This window comes from Nocardia sp. NPDC059154 (assembly GCF_042755705.1).
Lineage (GTDB): Bacteria > Actinomycetota > Actinomycetes > Mycobacteriales > Mycobacteriaceae > Nocardia.
Genome location: NZ_JBHZCS010000013.1, coordinates 1 through 16,845, shown reverse-complemented (window position 1 = coordinate 16,845; position 16,845 = coordinate 1). Strand labels below are relative to the sequence as shown.

Sequence of the window (16,845 nt, the reverse complement as noted above, 5' to 3'; positions counted from 1 at the left end):
ATGAAGCAATCCCAGACGGAGAGCGACTTCTTCGGCGACTTCGCCGAATCCTGGTGGGACGACGATTCCGCCATGAAGGGGCTCACCTCCTTCCAGCGCCCGCGCTTCGAGTACTTCGACCGATTCGTGAAGGACTGGTCGGGCAAGAAGGTTCTCGACGTCGGCTGCGGGGGTGGCTTCACCACCGAGTTCCTCGCCGGGCGCGGGGCCGTGGTCAGTGGGATGGACCCGTCCGCCCGCCTGGTCGCCGCCGCCCGCGCGCACGCCGAGGCGACCGGCAAGGCCATCGAGTACGCGGTCGGGCGGGCCGAGAAGCTGCCGTACCCCGACGCCGCCTTCGACGTCGTCACCTGTGTCGACGTGCTCGAGCACGTCGACGATCCGGCGCTGGCGGTCCGTGAGATCGCCCGCGTGCTGCGCCCCGGCGGAATCTTCTGCTACGACACCATCAATCGCACGCTCATGGCCCGGATCGTCATGATCTGGATCCCCGAGTACCTCACCGGCATGGTGGCCCGCGGCACCCACCATCACCACCAGTTCATCAAGCCCGCGGAGCTGCGCCGCCACCTCGACGCGGCGGGCCTGACACCGCTGGCGAAGCAGCGCGGGCTGACCATTCTCGGCAAGCGGCGCGACGGCAACCTGCTCATGTTCACCACCCCGGACCTGTCCTCCACCTACATCGGCGCGGCGGTGCGGTCGTGAAGGCGGTCTTCTACCGGCGCTACGGCGACGCGTCGGTCCTCGAATACGGCGAACTGCCGGTGCCCAAGATGGCGCTCGACGGGGTGCTGCTCGACGTCAAGGCCGCCTCGGTCAACCCGATCGACTGGAAGGCGCGCGAGGGCTATCTGGATCCCTTCGCCGACACCGTGTTCCCGATCGTCCCCGGTGCCGACGTATCCGGGGTGGTGCGCGAAATCGGAATCGGCGTCACCGAATTCGCCGTGGGCGACGAGGTCGTCGGCTGTGTCCGCGAGGACTATCTGAGCCGGGGCGCCTTCGCCGAGGTCATGCCCGCCCCGGTGCGAGCGCTCGCGCTCAAGCCGCCGAATCTGGGCTGGGCCGAGGCCGCCGCCATGCCGCTGGCCGCGCTCACCTCCTACCAGGCACTGGTGCGGGTGCTGAATGTGCGACGCGGCGAGACGGTGCTGGTGCACGGCGCGGCGGGTGGCGTCGGCAGTGTCGCGGTGCAGCTGGCGGTGCACCTGGGCGCGCGCGTGATCGGCACGGCCAGCGACCGCAATCACGCCTTCCTACGCGAACTGGGCGCGGAGCCGGTGAATTACGCTGTGGGACTCGGAGATTCGGTGCGCGCGCTCGCGCCGGCCGGGGTCGATGTGCTGCTCGACGCGGTCGGCAAGCGCATACAGCGCACGGTGCTGCCGCTGCTCGCGCCGCACGGCCGGTTCGCCTCGGTGGTCGATCCCAAGGCCCGCGAACTCGGCGGCGCGTACGTGTTCACGCGACCCGACACCGGGGATCTGCCGGTGGTGGCCGCGCTCGCGGGCAAGGGCGTGTTCCGGGTGCCGGTCGGCGCGGTCTACCCGCTGCCCGACGCCGCGCAGGCGCACTTGCTCAGTCAGGGCGGGCATGCCCGCGGAAAAGTGGTGGTCGCCGTGGACGTGGCCGCCTGTGCGGAGGAAAGACCTTACGATGAACGGTAATTCGATGCTCGTCCGACGCACCCAGGCGATGGTGCGGCAGGCGGCGTGGTCCCAGGCACTGGCCCGCATCGCCATCGGCACCGGCATGCTCACCGCGCCCGCGGCCGTCGCGAAGTCCTGGTCCGGTGAGTACGACGAGGACGCCTCCTCGCTGCCGACCCGCGCGTTCGGCACCCGGGACGTGGTGATCGGGCTCGGCACCCTCTGGTCGCTGCGGCGCGGACATCCGGTGCGGCACTGGTTCGTCCTGGGCGTCGCGCTCGAACTGGTGGATGCGACAGTGACGCTCAACAAGCGCGCCCGCCTCGGCCTCACCGGCCCGCCGGACACCTGGGAGCTGCTCACCGCGGCCGGATTGGCGGGCGGAATTATGGTGGCCGCGGCCTTGCGCGAGTAAATACCTGACCAAGTCCGCTTATATCGGATCACAGCCCACACCGGGCAGGAACTGGACATCGTGACAATCACAGTTCGGTGAAACCTGTTGTGCCGCAAGGTGCAACATACTATTCACGACACCTTGCGACGATAACTACGCCGAGGATTCTTCCCATGAATTATTTCTTACTGTCCGCCATCGGAATTTCGATCATGACGACGGCTGTGGTCTACGGGACGGATTTTTTCTGCGCCCTGGTGCTGCGCACGGCGCTGGCTCGCATCGACGACCGCGCGCTGACGGCCGCCACCGGACGCATTCACGAGGTCGCCGACAAGCGCATGCCGATTCCCGGCGCCGTCGGCGTGGTCGCGGCGGTCGTCGCCGCCGGGGCCGCCTTCCTGGACGGGAAGGCGGCCGCGGGCATTCTCACAGCGGCGGCCGTGGTGGCCCTGGCCATCTGGCTCGGCATCTACGCGCGGGTCAGCGCGCCGGTCAACAAGGAACTCACCGCCGCGGTGCTGGCCGACCGGGTGCCGGTCGACGTCCGGGACATGCAGCGCACCTGGGACAGCGTCATCGTGGTCCGCGTGATCCTGCAGGGAATCGCCCTGGTTGCACTATTTCTCGCGGCGCTCTCGGTGTAATCGAGTGCGCCGCACCATAACCCGCCCGCGCGTTCGCGCGTGACGACGGGAAACGAAGGCGTGGCAATGATTCAGTTCAAACTCCTCGGGCCCGTGCAGCTGCACGTGCACGGCAAGATCGTGGACCTGGGTCCGCCCCGGCAGTGCAGCCTGATGGCCGCGCTGCTGGTGGATTCGGGCCGGCCGCTGTCGATCGACACCCTGATCGACCGGGTCTGGGGCGACTCCCCGCCGGCCGCCGCGCGCGACGCCGTCTACACCTACGTCGCCCGGCTGCGCGGTCTGCTCACCGAGGCCACCTCCGGCACCGGCGCGGACCCGGTCCAGGTGCACCGCGGCCCCGGCGGCTACATGCTCTCCACCCCGCCGGAATCGGTCGACCTGTGGCACTTCATGGATCTGGTCGACCGGGCCCGCGCCACCGACATCGACGATCCCGATCGGGTCGAGCGGCTGTCGGCCGGGCTGAACCTGTGGAACGGCAGTGCCATGACGGGTCTGGACAGCGAATGGGCCCGGCGGCTCAGCGAATCCCTGCACCGGCTCAAGCACGAGGTGACCGCGGACTGGGCCGACGCGGAGATCCGGCGCGGCAATCACTCGCTGGTCATCAACCGGCTGCACACCACGCTCCTCGAGGATCCGCTGGTGGAGGGGTTGCAGGAGCGGCTGATTCGCGCCTACTTCCTCAATGGCGAGACCGCCCAGGCGCTGCGGCAGTACGAGCTGGCGCGCCGGCTCATCGCCGACGAACTGGGCGCGGACCCGAGTCCGGGGATGCGGGATCTACACAGCCGCATCCTGCGCGGCGACCTGCCCGAGCTGGACGCACCGGCCTACCCGCCGCTCACCGTGCGCGCCGAATCCGGTGGGCTCCGGCCGCACGGCCTGGCCGTCGCGCCCGATACGCTGCCGCTGGCTCCGCTCGGATTCAGCGGCCGGGACACCGAATTGGCGACGCTCACCGGCATGCTGACCGACGATCCCGCACCGCGGCCGGTGCTGGTGACCGGCGGCGCGGGGGTCGGCAAAACGGCGCTGGTCCTGCAGGCGGCGGACTGCCTGCGCGACCGCTTTCCCGAAGGACTGCTGTACGCCGACCTCGCCGAGGGGCCGTGCACCACCCCGGAGACGGTGCTCGGACGGCTGCTCACGGCGCTGGGCATACCGGCCGACGCCATGCCGAAGTCCCTGGCCGAGCGGGTCAATCTGTACCGGGCGCGACTGGCGCATCGGCGGGTGCTCGTCATTCTGGACAATGCGGCCACCGAATCCCAGGTCATCCCGCTGCTGCCCCCGGGCGGCGTCGGCACCGCCCTGATCACCAGCCGATTCGCCCTGGGGCTCACCACCGTTCGCACCTTCGTCCTGCACGAGCTGTCCCGCACCCAGGGGCTGCAGATGCTGGTCGCCACCGTCGGGCGCGCCCGCGTGCTGCCCGAATGGGAGGACGCCGGGACGGTCGCCGACCACTGCTCCGGCATTCCGCTGGCCTTGCGCGCCGTCGCCTGCCGCATGACGACGCGGCCCCATTGGACCTTCGCCCACATGCTCGCCCGGATCAGCGATGAACAGCGCCGCCTCGAAGTGGTGTCGTATCAGGCGCTGGACATGCGCGCGAGCCTCGATCTCACCTTCGACCGGCTCGACCCCACCGCCGCCGGACTGTTCCGGGAGCTCGGTCGCCGGATACCGGCCGGAACCGAGTTCACCGCACCGGCATTGGCCGATCTGCGCGTCGATCAGGTGGAGGACGCCCTGGACCGGCTCGTCGACGCCTACCTGCTGTCCGAGGTCGGTCGCGACGATGCCGACCGCACCCGCTACCGAATGCTCGACATCCACCGCATCTACGCCAAGAACCTCGGAGACTGATCATGTCGCGTTCCGTGCAACACACCACCCCCTACCCGTACCCGGACACCCTGTTCCATCGCGTGCTCGGCTCCCGCGACTATTGGGAGCAGCGCATTCACGAAATCGACGGTCCCGATGCGGAATTGGCCGCCTTCGATGCGGCGGGCGGCCTGGCAATGGTCACCGTGAACACCGTCATCCCCGCTTCGGCGCTGCCCGGTCCGGCCGCGACCTTCCGGCCCCATGGGGTGCGCTACCGCTACAGCGAGTCGTGGCACGAACCCGAGGACGGCGTGGCCCGGGGACGGATGCAGGGGCAGGTGGAAGGCATGACCATCTCGCTCACCGCCGATCTGGTGGTGCGCCGCACGGAGATCGGTTGCGAGTTCACCATGTCGGGCTCGATCGAGGCGCGAGTTCCCCTGATCGGCAGGCTGATCGAGGCCGATATGAGCAAGACCTTCGCGAACACCGCCGCCGCCATCGACGAATTCACGATGAAGTGGCTGGAGAACGCGGAATGAACGACCCCGTGCTGATTACCGGGGCGACCTCGGGCCTCGGTCTGGAGACCGCGAAATGCCTGGCCGCCGAGGGTATTCCGCTGATCCTCGGATGCCGTGACCCGCAGCGGGCCGAGGCAGCGGTTCAGCAGATCCGCACGCTCGCGCCCGATGCCAGGATCGAACTGGTCGGGCTGGAGCTGGCCTCGCTCGATTCGGTCGACGCGGCCGTGGCGGAACTGCGCCGCCGGAAGAATCCGCGGCTGGGCGCGGTGGTGTGCAATGCCGGCCTCCAGATCGTGGACCGCGTGCGGACCTCCCAGGACGGCTATGAACTCACCTTCGCGGTCAATCACCTCGGGCATTTCGCGCTCGTCACCGGGTGCGCCGATCTACTCGCGCCGGGCGCGCGGGTCGTCGTGGTGTCCAGCGATGTACACCAGGGGCCGCGCAAGTCCATGGGCTTCCCCGCGCCGCAATGGCGTCACCCCCGGGAGCTGGCCGACCCGGACGACCAGCGGGACTCGGGTGCGCACGGCCGAATCCGTTATGCCACCAGCAAACTCGCCAATGTCTACTTCACCCATGAGCTCGCTCGGCGTTGGCGCGACCGGGGCATCACGGCCAATGCCTTCGATCCCGGGCTGATGCCGCAGACCGGGCTGTCGCGCGGCTACCCGACTGTTGCGCGTATCGGATTCCGGTTCCTCGCACCGGTTCTCATTCGGGTCATGCCCATCGCCCGCACCGTCACCCGGTCGGCGGCGGACCTCGCCTGGCTGGTCACCGCACCCGAACTCGCCGACACCACCGGTAAATACTTCACGGGGGCGGCGGAGGTGCCCAGCGCACCGGAGTCCTACGACGAGGAGCGAGCCGCCGAACTCTGGTGGGTCTCCGAAGATCTGGTCCGGGCCGGGCGACACGTGCCGCCCGCCGAACGGCGGTGAGCCCGATGCTGACTCGAATCGCGCTCTTCGCCCAGCACCGCGCGCGGGCCGTGCTGGCGGTGGCGGGGCTGGCCGCCGTGCTCTGCTACGCCGTCGGCTGGTCCGCGCCGATGCACCTGCAGTCCGGTGGCTTTCAGGCGCCCGACTCCGAATCCACCTGGGTGGACCAGTATCTCGAACAGCATTTCCCTGGTGCCGCGCCGAACGTCGTGCTACTGCTCACCGCGCCCGACGGCATCGACGGTCCGGCCGCCACCACCGTGGGAAAGCAACTCACCGATGAACTGCGCGCCGATCCGGATCTGCAAGGCGTGCAGTCGTATTGGAGCGTCGCGACCGAGATGCGGCCGGCCTTGCGCAGCAAGAATCAGCACAGCGCCGTCATCGTGGCCTTCGCGCGCGGCGATGACACCGCCGCACCCAAGGTGGCCGACGCCATCGCCGAGAAGTACAACGGCACCCGCGACGGGGTCGAGATCCGGGCGGGCGGAGAAGCGGTCGCGCTCGCCCAGATGAGCCGCCAGGTGACCCTCGATCTGGTGCTCATCGAATCGATTGCCGTCCCACTGGCCGGTATCGCCCTGGTGCTGGTGTTCGGCAGCCTGATCGCCTCCATGCTGCCGCTGCTGGTGGGTGTGGTGACCATCGGCGCCGCGCTGGCGGTCCTGCGCGGGCTGGCCGCCGTCGGGCATGTCTCGATCTTCGCGTTGAACATGACCACCGCGCTCGGGTTCGCGGTGGCGCTCGACTCCAGCCTGTTCATGGTGAGCCGGTTCCGGGAGGAGATCGCGGCGGGCGCGGACACCGCCGAGGCCGTGGTTCGCACGGTGCGCACAGCCGGGCGCACCGTGTTGTATTCCGGTCTGACCGTGGCCCTGTCGCTGTCCGCGCTGCTGGTGTTCCCGCTGTACTTCCTGCGCTCGTTCGCCTACGCCGGGCTGGCCGTGCTCGCGGCGGCGGTGTTCACCACGCTGCTGGTGCTCCCCGCGGCCCTGGCGCTCATGGGTCCCCGGGTCGACGCCTGGGATGTGCGGCGGTTCCTGCGCCGCCGTCTCGGACGCCCCGACCCCGTACCCGTTCCCGTCGAAGACGACCGCTGGTACCGCTTCGCCATGGGTGTGATGCGCCGTCCCGTGCTGTGGATCACCGCCGTGGTGGCGGTCCTGCTGCTGCTCGGATCGCCGTTCCTCACCGTGCGTTTCGGCTGGGCCGACGATCGGGTGCTCGCCGCCGGCTCCAGCCGCGATGTCGGCGACGCCTCCCGGTCCGGCTTCTCCGAGAACCTGACCGCGGGCATCCTGGCGATCCTGCCCGACGATCACGGTGACACCGCGGCGGTCGGCGACTACGCGAAGACGCTGTCCCAGATTCCCGATGTCACGTCGGTGCTGTCCAGCGCCGGGGCCTACGCCGGCGGATTCCAGGTGGCCGGACCACAATCCGCGCTGGCCGGGGACGCGGGCACGTATCTGCGGATCGGCACCCGCCTCGATCCCTATTCCACGGCGGCGACCACTCAACTCGACCGCCTGCGCGCGGTCCCCGCCCCGGGCCGGGTGCTCTTCGGCGGACCGGCGGCCCGCAATGCCGACTCGGTGTCCACCCTGGCCCGGCGAGTTCCCCTGGCGCTGAGCATCATCGCGGTGTCGATGTTCCTGGTGCTGCTGATGTTCACCCGCAGCGTGGTGCTACCGATCAAGGCACTGGCGCTGACGGTGCTGTCGCTGACGGCCACCTTCGGCGCGATGGTGTGGATCTTCCAGGACGGACACCTCTCGGGCGTACTGGGATTCACCTCGACCGGCTATCTGGTCCCGACCATGCCGATCCTGATGTTCTGCCTGGCATTCGGCGTATCCATGGACTACGAGGTGTTCCTGCTGTCACGCATTCGGGAGGAGCATCTCGCCTCCGGCGCAACCGGTCGCGCCGTCGCCGTCGGAATCGCCCGCACCGCAAGGATATTCACGGCAGCGGCGGCCCTGCTGGCCATCGCCTTCGTCGGCATGGTGTTCTCCGGGGTGTCCTTCGTCCAGCTCTTCGGCCTGGGACTCACCCTGGCCGTACTGGTCGACGCAACGATCATCCGCACCATCCTGGTCCCAGCCCTCATGCAGACCATGGGCCGCCTCAACTGGTGGGCTCCGGGCCGGCGGCATCCAGAACCAGCCGAAGTGGCCTGCAGCCCGTAGGTGTTGTAATCGGCCAGGCGGCGCTGTCCGAGCCTGCCGACCGCCCCGGATTCATGCATCGCAGGAAAAGCAACAGAGCCGCAGGTCGATGACCTGCGACTCTGTCGTTCTGTGGAGCTAAGGGGACTCGAACCCCTGACCCCCACACTGCCAGTGTGGTGCGCTACCAGCTGCGCCATAGCCCCGTGTTCACTTCTCTGCCAGCCGGGCGTTGCCCTGCTTGCTTGAACGAAGTTACACGACTGGTGTCGAACAAACCAAATCGCCTGCACAGAGGCTGGCGGCGGCGATCTTCTCGATGTAGTCTCGAACGCATGTTCGATAGCCGAGAGGTGGAGGCGATGGGCGAGGAAGAGCTGATCGACGCGCTGCGGCGGGCACACGGGGCGGCGGCGTTCGCACAGGCGGCGGAAATCACAGCGGTGCGGGAGGTGTATCGCCGGCATCGGGCCGCGAATGCCGCGCCGGGAGCGGGCGGGGTGCGTGCCGGGGAGTTCGCCGCGGCGGAGATCGCCGTGGCGGTGCACGTATCGGAGGCGGTGGCGGCGGCCCTCATCGATATCGGGTTGGCGCTGGATTCCCTACCGCAGACCAAGCACGCCTTCGCGGCCGGGCGGATCGACCTGTCGCGGGTGCAGGTGATCGCGGACAGTCTGCGCGGCCTGCCGCACGAGGTGCGAGAAGTGCTGGAGCCCAAGCTGATCGAGGCGGCGCTGCGCTCGGATCCGGCCCGATTACGCCAGACCGCCCAGCGCTGGGTCACCCGCCTGGACCCCGAAGGTGAGACCCGCCGCCGCGAGGAGCGCGAGCAGGACCGCGACGTCCGCATTCGCGCGGTGCAGGACGGCATGGCCGTATTCGACGGCCTGCTGCCCGCCGCCGGAGCCCAGGCGCTCGCCATGCGGCTACGCGAAATGAGCCTCCAGGTCTGTGAGGCCGATCCCCGCACCATGTCCCAGCGCCGCACCGACGCGCTGGTCGCGCTCGCCGACGGCTCCGGCCGCCTGCGCTGCGGCTGCGGCCGGGGACTCGACTGCCCCAAGGCCGACGCCCCCACCACGCCCCGCCGCCCGCTCATCCAGGTCGGGGTCTCCGCCGAAACCCTGCTCGGACTGCGCGACGATCCGGCCTTCCTCGCCGGCTACGGCCCCGTCGACGGCGCCCTCGCACGCACCCTTGCCGAACACGCACGTTTCCAGGTGATTCCGGAGTACTTCCCGAACGAGGCCGTCCAGGAGACGAACGCGACGGACGGAGCGGCCCCCCAGCGCGCCGAACCGGCCGGCGCGCCGGGCCCCCGCACCTCGCGCAGGCCGGAGTCACGGACCAATACGGTCCGGCAAGCTCCCTGGGAACGCGCCATGACCGCTCTGGATTCGAAACCAGTGGCGGTACGAGCTTTTTCGAGCGCGCCACCCCGTGAGGTCCGCGCCGTCGATGGCCTGTGCCGCTTCCCCGGCTGCACCATGCCCGCGGCGGAAACCACTCTGGTCCAGTTCGAGCCGCATCCCTCGCGCGGCGCCACGGGCCCGAATCCCGCCTACCGCGCCGTCCTGTGCACCCATCACCATCGGCTGAAGTTACTGGCCGACAGCGGAAAACACCCCTGGCGCGTCTATCTCTCGGACACCGATCGCATGCGCTGGATCGACCCCAGTGGCGAGTCGCACGAAACCGTGCGCGAAGGTGCGCGCTACCTGTTCCCGCACACCGATATCGACGCACCCGCCAGGCCACACCCCCTGCGCGTCGTTCCCGACCCCATCGAAACCGCCACGGCTGGAGCAGCTTTCACCCAGGACCTGGCCTACCCGATGGAATCCCACATCCTCATCCACCCCCAGCTGTCCCGCGCCACCCCGGACAACGACATCCCCGAAACCCCCACCCGAGCCGCATCGCGCTGACCCGCAAGATCCCCTCCCCGACCACGGAGCCGAGCCCCCAGCCCGGCTCCCTCCCCGGGGTGCGGCTCACTTCTCCGTTCCCCCGAGGGCCGCACCCCACCCATTCCGCCCGGCATGCGGTGGTGCACAAGAACATCCGAATTCCTGTGCACCACTGCATGTTCTGGCCCACCACTGCATGCTGGTCACATGAGCGACCACGAATCGAGCCAGGAAGCCGACCTGCGGGACCCGCTGTTGCTGGAGCAGCGGCGGCAGCTACTGCAAGATCGGCTGCAGACCCTCCGCGCGGACCTGGCGGACCTGACCGCCGCCTACCGCGATCTCCCCGACTCCGGCCTGCTGCTCGATACGCCGGGCACCGGCGCACTCACCACCCCGGCCTACTGCGTCGCCGGCGCCGCCGAGGTGTTCGACGAGGCCCTCATCGAACTCGATGCCGCCGAGGATGCGCTGGGCCGGGCAGCCACCTACACAGGTCGCCTGCGCCGGCCCGTCCTCGACGCCTGAAGCCTTATCGCCCAGCCTATTTCGTGGCGTCGAGGACCCAGTTCTTGTTGTTCACGTCGACCTTCTTGCCGTCGATGAAGACCGACGGGGTGGCGGCGCGATTGTTGAGGGCGTCGTTGAGGGCCTTGAGCGCGGCTTCGGCGTGGGCGCGGCCGGTGTCGGCGCGGTCGCCGGAGGTGATGCACTTGGCGACATCGTCACCGGCGCCCGCCTCCTTGGCGATGGCGGCCAGTTCCTTGTTGTCGTGGTCGGAACCGCCCTCGGCGGGCTGCTTGGTGGTGAACAGCAGCGAGTGGAACTTCGAGTAGACCGGACCGTCACCGGCCTGGGCGACGCACTCGTTGGCGGCCACCGCGCGGGTGGAGTAGTCCTTGCTGCTCGACCGCGGGTCGAGGAAGTTCACCAGGCGGTACCGCACCGCGATCTTGCCGAGGTCGACCTGCTGGGCGATCTCCTGCCCGTAGATCTTCTCCAGCTGACCACACGCCGGGCACAGCGGATCCTCATAGATGTCAATGGTTTTCGCATTGGGCTTGCCCAGCACAATGGCTCCGTCGGAATCCAGCGCCACCGACACCGCAGGATCGTGCACCGGACCGTACCCGTCGTTGCGCACCTCGTCCCCGCCGCCGCGATTCCACAGGTAGAGGGCCGCCACGATCACCACGACCACGACAACGGCCAGCCCGGCCAGCGCGTAGGTGGTCTTGCTCGAGACCGGCCGCGGTGTGTGCTTCGAAGTCGGTTTGCTCACCCGCAACACTCTGCCCGACGCCCCCACCCGAGCAACACCCACCCCGCCCCACCAAAATCTGCGGCCGACCCGCTAGGCGGCGGTGGATGCGGCGGGTTCTCTTCGGCGGAGGGTTTCCGGTACCAGCAGCCAGACCGCCGATGCCGAGGCCAGTAGGGCGCCGGTCACACCGAGGGCCACGCCGTAGGAGACGCGGTCGGCGAGCATGCCGATCGCGTAGGGGCCCAGGAAGGTGCCCAGGTCGGCGGACATCTGGTAGCCCGCGAGGACCGGGCCGCCGCGGGTGCCGGGGCCGATGATGTCGGCGACCGCCGCTTGCAGGGCGGGGGTGAACATGCCGGAGCCGATGCCCGCCACGCAGGAGGCGACCAGAAGCCAGACGAGGGTGGGGGCCAGGCCGATGCCCGCGGTGCCGACTGCGCAGACCAGGGTTCCTGCGATGAGGAAGGGCTTGCGGCCCACCGTGTCCGACCACCGCCCGGACAGGAACAGCACCGAGGCATTGCCGAGGGCGAAGGCGGTCAGGGCCACGCCCGCGAGGGCGGCGTCCTGCTTCAGCACCTCCACCACGATGAGCGGCACCAGCGCCATGCGCACACCGAAAACGGCGGCGCCATTGCCGAAGTTGGCCCACAGCGCGGCCCGGTAGGCGGGCCGGGCCAGCCCCTCACGGAAGGTCATCACGGGCGCGCCGTTCGATTTCTCCGGCAGGGCCAGTGGGGAATCCCGCAGCGCCACATACACGATCAGGCTGGCGATCAGCAACGCCACGCAGTAGATGAGGAACGGCGCACGCAGGCCCAGGAAGGACAGCGCACCCCCGACCAGCGGCCCGCTGATCGAGCCGATCAGGAAGCTCGTCGAGTACACCCCCGACACCCGGCCTCGTTCGGCGGGCGGGGACATCCGGATGACCAGCCCCAGCGAGGACACCGTGAACATCGTCGACCCGATCCCGCCCAGTGACCGCAATACCAGCAGCTGCCAATAACTCTGGGCCAGCGCACACGCACCGGTCGACACCGCCACGATCAACAGCCCGGTCAGATAGACCGGCCGCTCCCCCAGCTTCTGTAGCAGCCGACCCGCCAGCGGCGCGAAGATCAACCGCATCAGCGCGAACGCGCTCACGATGAACGAGGCCGCGGCCACTCCCACATCGAAACTCCGCGCGAACTGCGGCAGCGCCGGCGCCACCAACCCGAACCCGATGGCGATCGTGAACGCCGACCCCACCAGCACCCAGATCTCCACCGGCAGCCGATGCCGCCCGCCGACCGGCCCCTCGACCTCACTCACCACGACGCACCGCCCACCCGGATCCGCCCGGCGCACACATCGATCCATCCATTCGCCACACCTGACCGAAGGCCGCGCTATTCACCCGTGAGGGCGTGTCCGACGATCTCCTCGGCCGCGGCCTGGACCTGCGCGAGGTGCTCCGGCCCCTGGAAGGATTCGGCGTAGATCTTGTACTTGTCCTCGGTGCCCGACGGGCGGGCGGCGAACCAGGCGTTCTCGGTGGTGACCTTGACGCCGCCGAGGGCCGCGCCATTGCCGCGGGCACGGGTCTGGATGCCGGTGATGGGTTCGCCGGCGATTTCGGTCGCAGTGATCATGTCGGGCGTCAACGCCGCCAGGCGGGTCTTCTGTTCCGGGGTGGCGGTGGCGTCGACACGGGCGTAGGCGGGTGAGCCGTAGCGTTTTTCGAGTTCGGTGTAGCGGGTGGACGGACTCTGCCCGGTGACGGCGGTGATCTCCGCGGCCAGCAGTGCGAGCAGGATGCCGTCCTTGTCGGTGGTCCACACGGTGCCGTCCATGCGCAGGAACGACGCGCCCGCGGATTCCTCGCCGCCGAAAGCCAGGCTGCCGCTGAACAATCCGGGCACGAACCACTTGAACCCGACCGGCACCTCGTACACGTCGCGGCCGAGCACACCGACCACCCGGTCGATCATGGAGGACGTCACCACCGTCTTGCCGATCTTGGTGAGCGCGTCCCACCCCATCCGATTGGCGATCATGTACTCGATCGCCACCGCCAGGTAGTGGTTCGGATTCATCAGTCCCGCATCGGGAGTCACGATCCCGTGCCGGTCCGCGTCCGCGTCGTTGCCGGTGGAAATGTCGTAATCATCGCGAATCGCCACCAGCGAGGCCATGGCGTACCGCGACGAGGGATCCATCCGGATCCGCCCGTCGGAGTCCAGCGTCATGAATCGCCAGGTCGGATCGACGAACGGATTCACCACCTCGAGCTCGAGGTCGTACCGCTGCCCGATCTCCTCCCAGTAGTCCACCGAGGCTCCGCCCATGGGGTCCGCGCCCAGCCGAATCCCGGCGCCCCGAATGGCGTCCAGGTTCAGCACATTGGGTAGGTCCGAGATGTAGCGGTCCAGGTAGTCGTAGCGCTCCACGTTGGTGGCCAGCGCCTGCGCCAGCGAGGTGCGCTTGACGTCGGCGAGCCCGGTGCGCAGCAGCTCGTTGGCGCGCGCGGCAATGGCATCGGTGGCGATGGTGTCGGCGGGACCGCCGTGCGGCGGGTTGTATTTGAACCCGCCGTCGCGCGGCGGATTGTGCGAGGGCGTCACCACGATGCCGTCGGCCTGGTGCCGGGTCCCGCCCCGATTGTGCCGCAGCACGGCGTGACTCAAAGCCGGTGTGGGCGTGTACCTGTCGCGCGAGTCGATGACGGCGGTGACGTCATTGGCGGCCAGCACCTCCAGCGCGGTGGTCCAGGCGGGCTCGGACAGCGCGTGCGTATCCCGTGCCAGATACACCGGCCCGGTGATGCCGCGCGAGGCACGGTATTCCACGATCGCCTGGGTGATGGCCAGGATGTGCGCCTCGTTGAAGGCACAGTCCAGGCTCGACCCGCGATGCCCGGAGGTGCCGAAGGACACCAGCTGCGCCGGATCCGACGGATCCGGAATGCGGCTGTAGTAGGCCGTCACCAAGTGCGCGATGTCCTCGAGGTCCGTGGCCCGGGCCGGTCGTCCGGCTCGATCGTGGGCCATGCTCGCACCTCCCTTCCGTATCGCCTGCGCCCGGCTGGTCATGAGAATCACGGCCACACCCACTGCCCGAGGAAGGCACCGAGGTAGGCCGCGGCCAGGCTTGCGCCGACGCCGATCACGACGTTCGCCACCGCATAGCTGTAAGCGCCCTCCTCGGCCAATCGAACCGTTTCGTACCCGAACGTACTGAACGTGGTCAGCGCGCCGCAGAACCCCGTTCCCACGGCAGCCAGGAGCCAATGATTCGCTCCCGCACCGATCAACGCGCCCAGCACGGCCGAACCGCCCATGTTCACCGCCAGTGTGCCCAGGGGGAGAACACTATCGAATCGATAGGCCACCGCGCGATCCACCAGATACCGGACGGGCGCCCCGAAGAGCGCGCCGAGGATCACCAGCAGCCCTGTCACCGCCGCACTCCGGCGAAGACCTCGACCGGCGAGAGCGCCACCGTCACCGAATCCAGCAGGTCCGCATTGCTTTCCACGAACGCCCGCAGCCGCGCGGTGTCGTCGACGATCATCACCATCACCGGCAACCGCTCGGCCAGATCGAGCAGCCGGGCCGTGTGGATATGGGAGGACACTCCGTAACCCTCGACGCCGCGCCACACACTGGCCCCGACCAATCCGGCATCCCGGGCACGCCGCACGATCTCGTGATACCGGGGCCGGTGCCGATAGGTGTCGTCCTCGCCGAGCAGCACCGTCAGCCGAGACGCGGGTACCCACTGCCGAACCATGTCACTCATCGCCTGCCCCCAATCGTCGTGCCATCTCCGATACCCATCGTGTCGCACTCACGCCCAGCAGGACCGAAATCAGTCCTGTCACCACCGTTCCCCCGAGGTAGGCCAGTCCGGCGCCGACCCGGCCCGACTCGAGCAGTGTACGAACTTCCACCGCGTAGGTGGACATGGTGGTGAATCCGCCGAGAATCCCGACCCCGAGAAAGGGCCGCAACAGCCGGTGCGCCACCCAGATCTCGGTGATACACACCATCAGTACCCCGATGAGGAAGCAACCGATCACGTTGACCGCCAAGGTCTGCCACGGAATCGAGCCGTGGTGCGGCACCCACAGGCTCATGGCGTAGCGCGCTTCCGCGCCGATTGCGCCACCGAGGGCGATGACACCGAGCAGGGCGGCGTCCACGCCCGCGACTCTCGCTGCCACCGCCCATCCTCTCCAATTAGCCAAATAATTGCTGTTCGGCGTGTTGGTGAACCCGAACAGCAGCCCGGAACTGCGAGGATAGTGCCGCTTGCCCGGAGTTGTCCCATCGGCCTCGAGGAGTCAAGTTGGCGGTGCGGCAGTCGATCAGAAAGTTGCTGGTTCAAGGGTTCGGAATCGCCACGGTACTGGTGGCCGCCATGGCTGCCACCCCCGCGGCCCAGGCCGGGGCGATTTATCCGGTTTCCGACCCGGACGGGTTCTACTACGCCACAGGGAATCTCGCCGCCGCCCACAACGGTGACGTCCTCGATTCCCGCCTGGTGCCCAACCATCCCTGGCCCGGAGCGACGGTGTGGCAGCTGAAGTTCCGCTCCACGAACTCCACCGGCGTGCCCATCGCCGCGGTGACCACCCTCATCACCCCGGGCCCCGGCCCGCGACCGCTGGTGTCGTATCAGCCGTTCGTGAATTCCCTGGGCATGCAATGCGCGCCGTCGCACGCCCTGTTCAACGGCGGCGTGCGGGAGGCTGCCGCTTTCCCGCTGCTGCTGGCGCGCGGCTGGGCGATCGCCGTGCCCGATCACCTCGGCCCCGACAGCGCCTACGGCGCGGCCCGCATGGGCGGGCAGATCACCCTCGACGGCATTCGCGCCGTCGAGCGTTTCGCCCCGGCGGGACTGGGTGATTCGCCGGTCGGCCTGGCCGGTTACTCCGGCGGTGCGATGGCCACCGGTTTCGCGGCCGCCATCGCCCCCAACTATGCGCCCGAGCTGCCGATCGTCGGCGTCGCGGAGGGCGGCGTGCCGGTCAATCCGGGCAAACTGGCCATCCAGGTGGGCAATACGCCCCAGCCGCTGTTCGGCCTGGGCTTCGCGGTGGCAGTGGGCATGGAGCGCGAGTACCCCGCCCAGATCCAGCTGGACAGCTCGCTCACCCCCTTCGGCTTCTGGATGCGCGACCGCATCGCCAATTCCTGTGTGGACGACATCATTACGGTCGGCGCGAACCACAGCATCGGCGACGTCTTCCACCCCGGCAAGGAGAACGACCCGGACCTGATCCACACCATGCACGCCAATGCCCTCGAGGTCGTCCCGGAGCTCATCCGCCAACCCCTCTACGAATGGCACGGCAGCAACGACCAGGTCCCCCTGGACCTCGCCCTCGAGACCGCGGACCGCTACTGCGCCGCCGGCACCCCGGTCCAGTTCGACATCATCCCTGGCGCCGACCATGGCACCGACCCGGTCGGCGCCGCCACCACCCTGGACCCACTGTCCGAAC

Annotated in this window: 17 protein-coding genes and 1 tRNA gene; 11 read left to right on the top strand and 7 right to left on the bottom strand. The window is 68.9% G+C overall.

Annotated features, from left to right (window positions below; all coding sequences use genetic code 11):
* The 8 genes from ubiG (at position 1) to ACFXN1_RS13865 (ending at position 8,198) form a co-directional block, all read left to right on the top strand.
* On the top strand, positions 1-708 hold the full coding sequence (gene ubiG / locus ACFXN1_RS13900; protein WP_379399733.1) for a bifunctional 2-polyprenyl-6-hydroxyphenol methylase/3-demethylubiquinol 3-O-methyltransferase UbiG: 708 nt from the start codon (positions 1-3) through the stop codon (positions 706-708).
* Entirely contained in the window at positions 705-1,670 is a 966-nt protein-coding gene (locus ACFXN1_RS13895; RefSeq protein WP_379444599.1) for an NADP-dependent oxidoreductase, read from the top strand. The genes ubiG and ACFXN1_RS13895 overlap by 4 nt, the downstream gene beginning before the upstream one ends.
* Positions 1,660-2,067, top strand: coding sequence for a hypothetical protein (locus ACFXN1_RS13890; protein WP_379399735.1), 408 nt, complete (start codon positions 1,660-1,662; stop codon positions 2,065-2,067). The genes ACFXN1_RS13895 and ACFXN1_RS13890 overlap by 11 nt, the downstream gene beginning before the upstream one ends.
* A 155-nt stretch (positions 2,068-2,222) precedes the next feature.
* Positions 2,223-2,696 carry a DUF1772 domain-containing protein gene (locus ACFXN1_RS13885; RefSeq protein WP_379444601.1) on the top strand — a complete coding sequence of 158 codons (474 nt, stop codon included), beginning with the start codon at positions 2,223-2,225 and terminating at the stop codon, positions 2,694-2,696.
* Between the two features lie 66 nt (positions 2,697-2,762).
* Positions 2,763-4,571, top strand: coding sequence for a BTAD domain-containing putative transcriptional regulator (locus ACFXN1_RS13880; RefSeq protein ID WP_379399737.1), 1,809 nt, complete (start codon positions 2,763-2,765; stop codon positions 4,569-4,571).
* 2 nt (positions 4,572-4,573) lie between these two features.
* Positions 4,574-5,077 (top strand): DUF2505 domain-containing protein, encoded by a 504-nt coding sequence (locus tag ACFXN1_RS13875; protein ID WP_379444602.1) that lies wholly within the window; start codon positions 4,574-4,576, stop codon positions 5,075-5,077.
* Positions 5,074-6,006 (top strand): SDR family NAD(P)-dependent oxidoreductase, encoded by a 933-nt coding sequence (locus ACFXN1_RS13870; protein WP_379444603.1) that lies wholly within the window; start codon positions 5,074-5,076, stop codon positions 6,004-6,006. The genes ACFXN1_RS13875 and ACFXN1_RS13870 overlap by 4 nt, the downstream gene beginning before the upstream one ends.
* A 5-nt stretch (positions 6,007-6,011) precedes the next feature.
* Positions 6,012-8,198: an MMPL family transporter gene (locus tag ACFXN1_RS13865; RefSeq protein ID WP_379444605.1), complete on the top strand. Its 2,187-nt coding sequence runs from the start codon at positions 6,012-6,014 to the stop codon at positions 8,196-8,198.
* Between the two features lie 112 nt (positions 8,199-8,310).
* Here ACFXN1_RS13865 and ACFXN1_RS13860 read toward each other — a convergent pair.
* A tRNA-Ala gene (locus ACFXN1_RS13860) sits at positions 8,311-8,383 on the bottom strand.
* A gap of 129 nt (positions 8,384-8,512) precedes the next feature.
* Between ACFXN1_RS13860 and ACFXN1_RS13855 the strand changes: the two genes are divergently transcribed.
* Complete coding sequence (locus ACFXN1_RS13855) at positions 8,513-10,105, top strand: DUF222 domain-containing protein (RefSeq protein WP_379444606.1); 1,593 nt, start codon at positions 8,513-8,515, stop codon at positions 10,103-10,105.
* A 189-nt stretch (positions 10,106-10,294) separates the two neighbouring features.
* Entirely contained in the window at positions 10,295-10,615 is a 321-nt protein-coding gene (locus ACFXN1_RS13850) for a hypothetical protein (RefSeq protein WP_379444607.1), read from the top strand.
* 16 nt (positions 10,616-10,631) lie between these two features.
* Here the strand turns inward: ACFXN1_RS13850 and ACFXN1_RS13845 are convergent, their stop codons facing one another.
* The 6 genes from ACFXN1_RS13845 to crcB (ACFXN1_RS13820) form a co-directional block, all read right to left on the bottom strand.
* Positions 10,632-11,369 (bottom strand): DsbA family protein, encoded by a 738-nt coding sequence (locus ACFXN1_RS13845; RefSeq protein WP_379444609.1) that lies wholly within the window; start codon positions 11,367-11,369, stop codon positions 10,632-10,634.
* A gap of 72 nt (positions 11,370-11,441) precedes the next feature.
* Entirely contained in the window at positions 11,442-12,668 is a 1,227-nt protein-coding gene (locus ACFXN1_RS13840) for an MFS transporter (RefSeq protein WP_379399744.1), read from the bottom strand.
* A 77-nt stretch (positions 12,669-12,745) separates the two neighbouring features.
* On the bottom strand, positions 12,746-14,386 hold the full coding sequence (gene pgm, locus ACFXN1_RS13835) for a phosphoglucomutase (alpha-D-glucose-1,6-bisphosphate-dependent) (protein WP_379399745.1): 1,641 nt from the start codon (positions 14,384-14,386) through the stop codon (positions 12,746-12,748).
* A 47-nt stretch (positions 14,387-14,433) separates the two neighbouring features.
* Entirely contained in the window at positions 14,434-14,796 is a 363-nt protein-coding gene (crcB, locus tag ACFXN1_RS13830; RefSeq protein WP_379379169.1) for a fluoride efflux transporter CrcB, read from the bottom strand.
* Complete coding sequence (locus ACFXN1_RS13825; RefSeq protein ID WP_379399746.1) at positions 14,793-15,137, bottom strand: DUF190 domain-containing protein; 345 nt, start codon at positions 15,135-15,137, stop codon at positions 14,793-14,795. The genes crcB (ACFXN1_RS13830) and ACFXN1_RS13825 overlap by 4 nt, the downstream gene beginning before the upstream one ends.
* The gene (gene crcB / locus ACFXN1_RS13820) at positions 15,130-15,561 is read right to left on the bottom strand and encodes a fluoride efflux transporter CrcB (protein WP_379444610.1); all 432 of its coding nucleotides are present in this window, start codon (positions 15,559-15,561) and stop codon (positions 15,130-15,132) included. Before crcB (ACFXN1_RS13820) ends, ACFXN1_RS13825 begins: the two co-directional genes overlap by 8 nt.
* A 131-nt stretch (positions 15,562-15,692) precedes the next feature.
* On the opposite strand from crcB (ACFXN1_RS13820), the gene ACFXN1_RS13815 reads away from it, so the two are divergent.
* Positions 15,693-16,845, top strand: a 1,153-nt coding sequence (locus tag ACFXN1_RS13815) for a lipase family protein (protein WP_379463583.1), incomplete at its 3' end; no start/stop codon positions are given.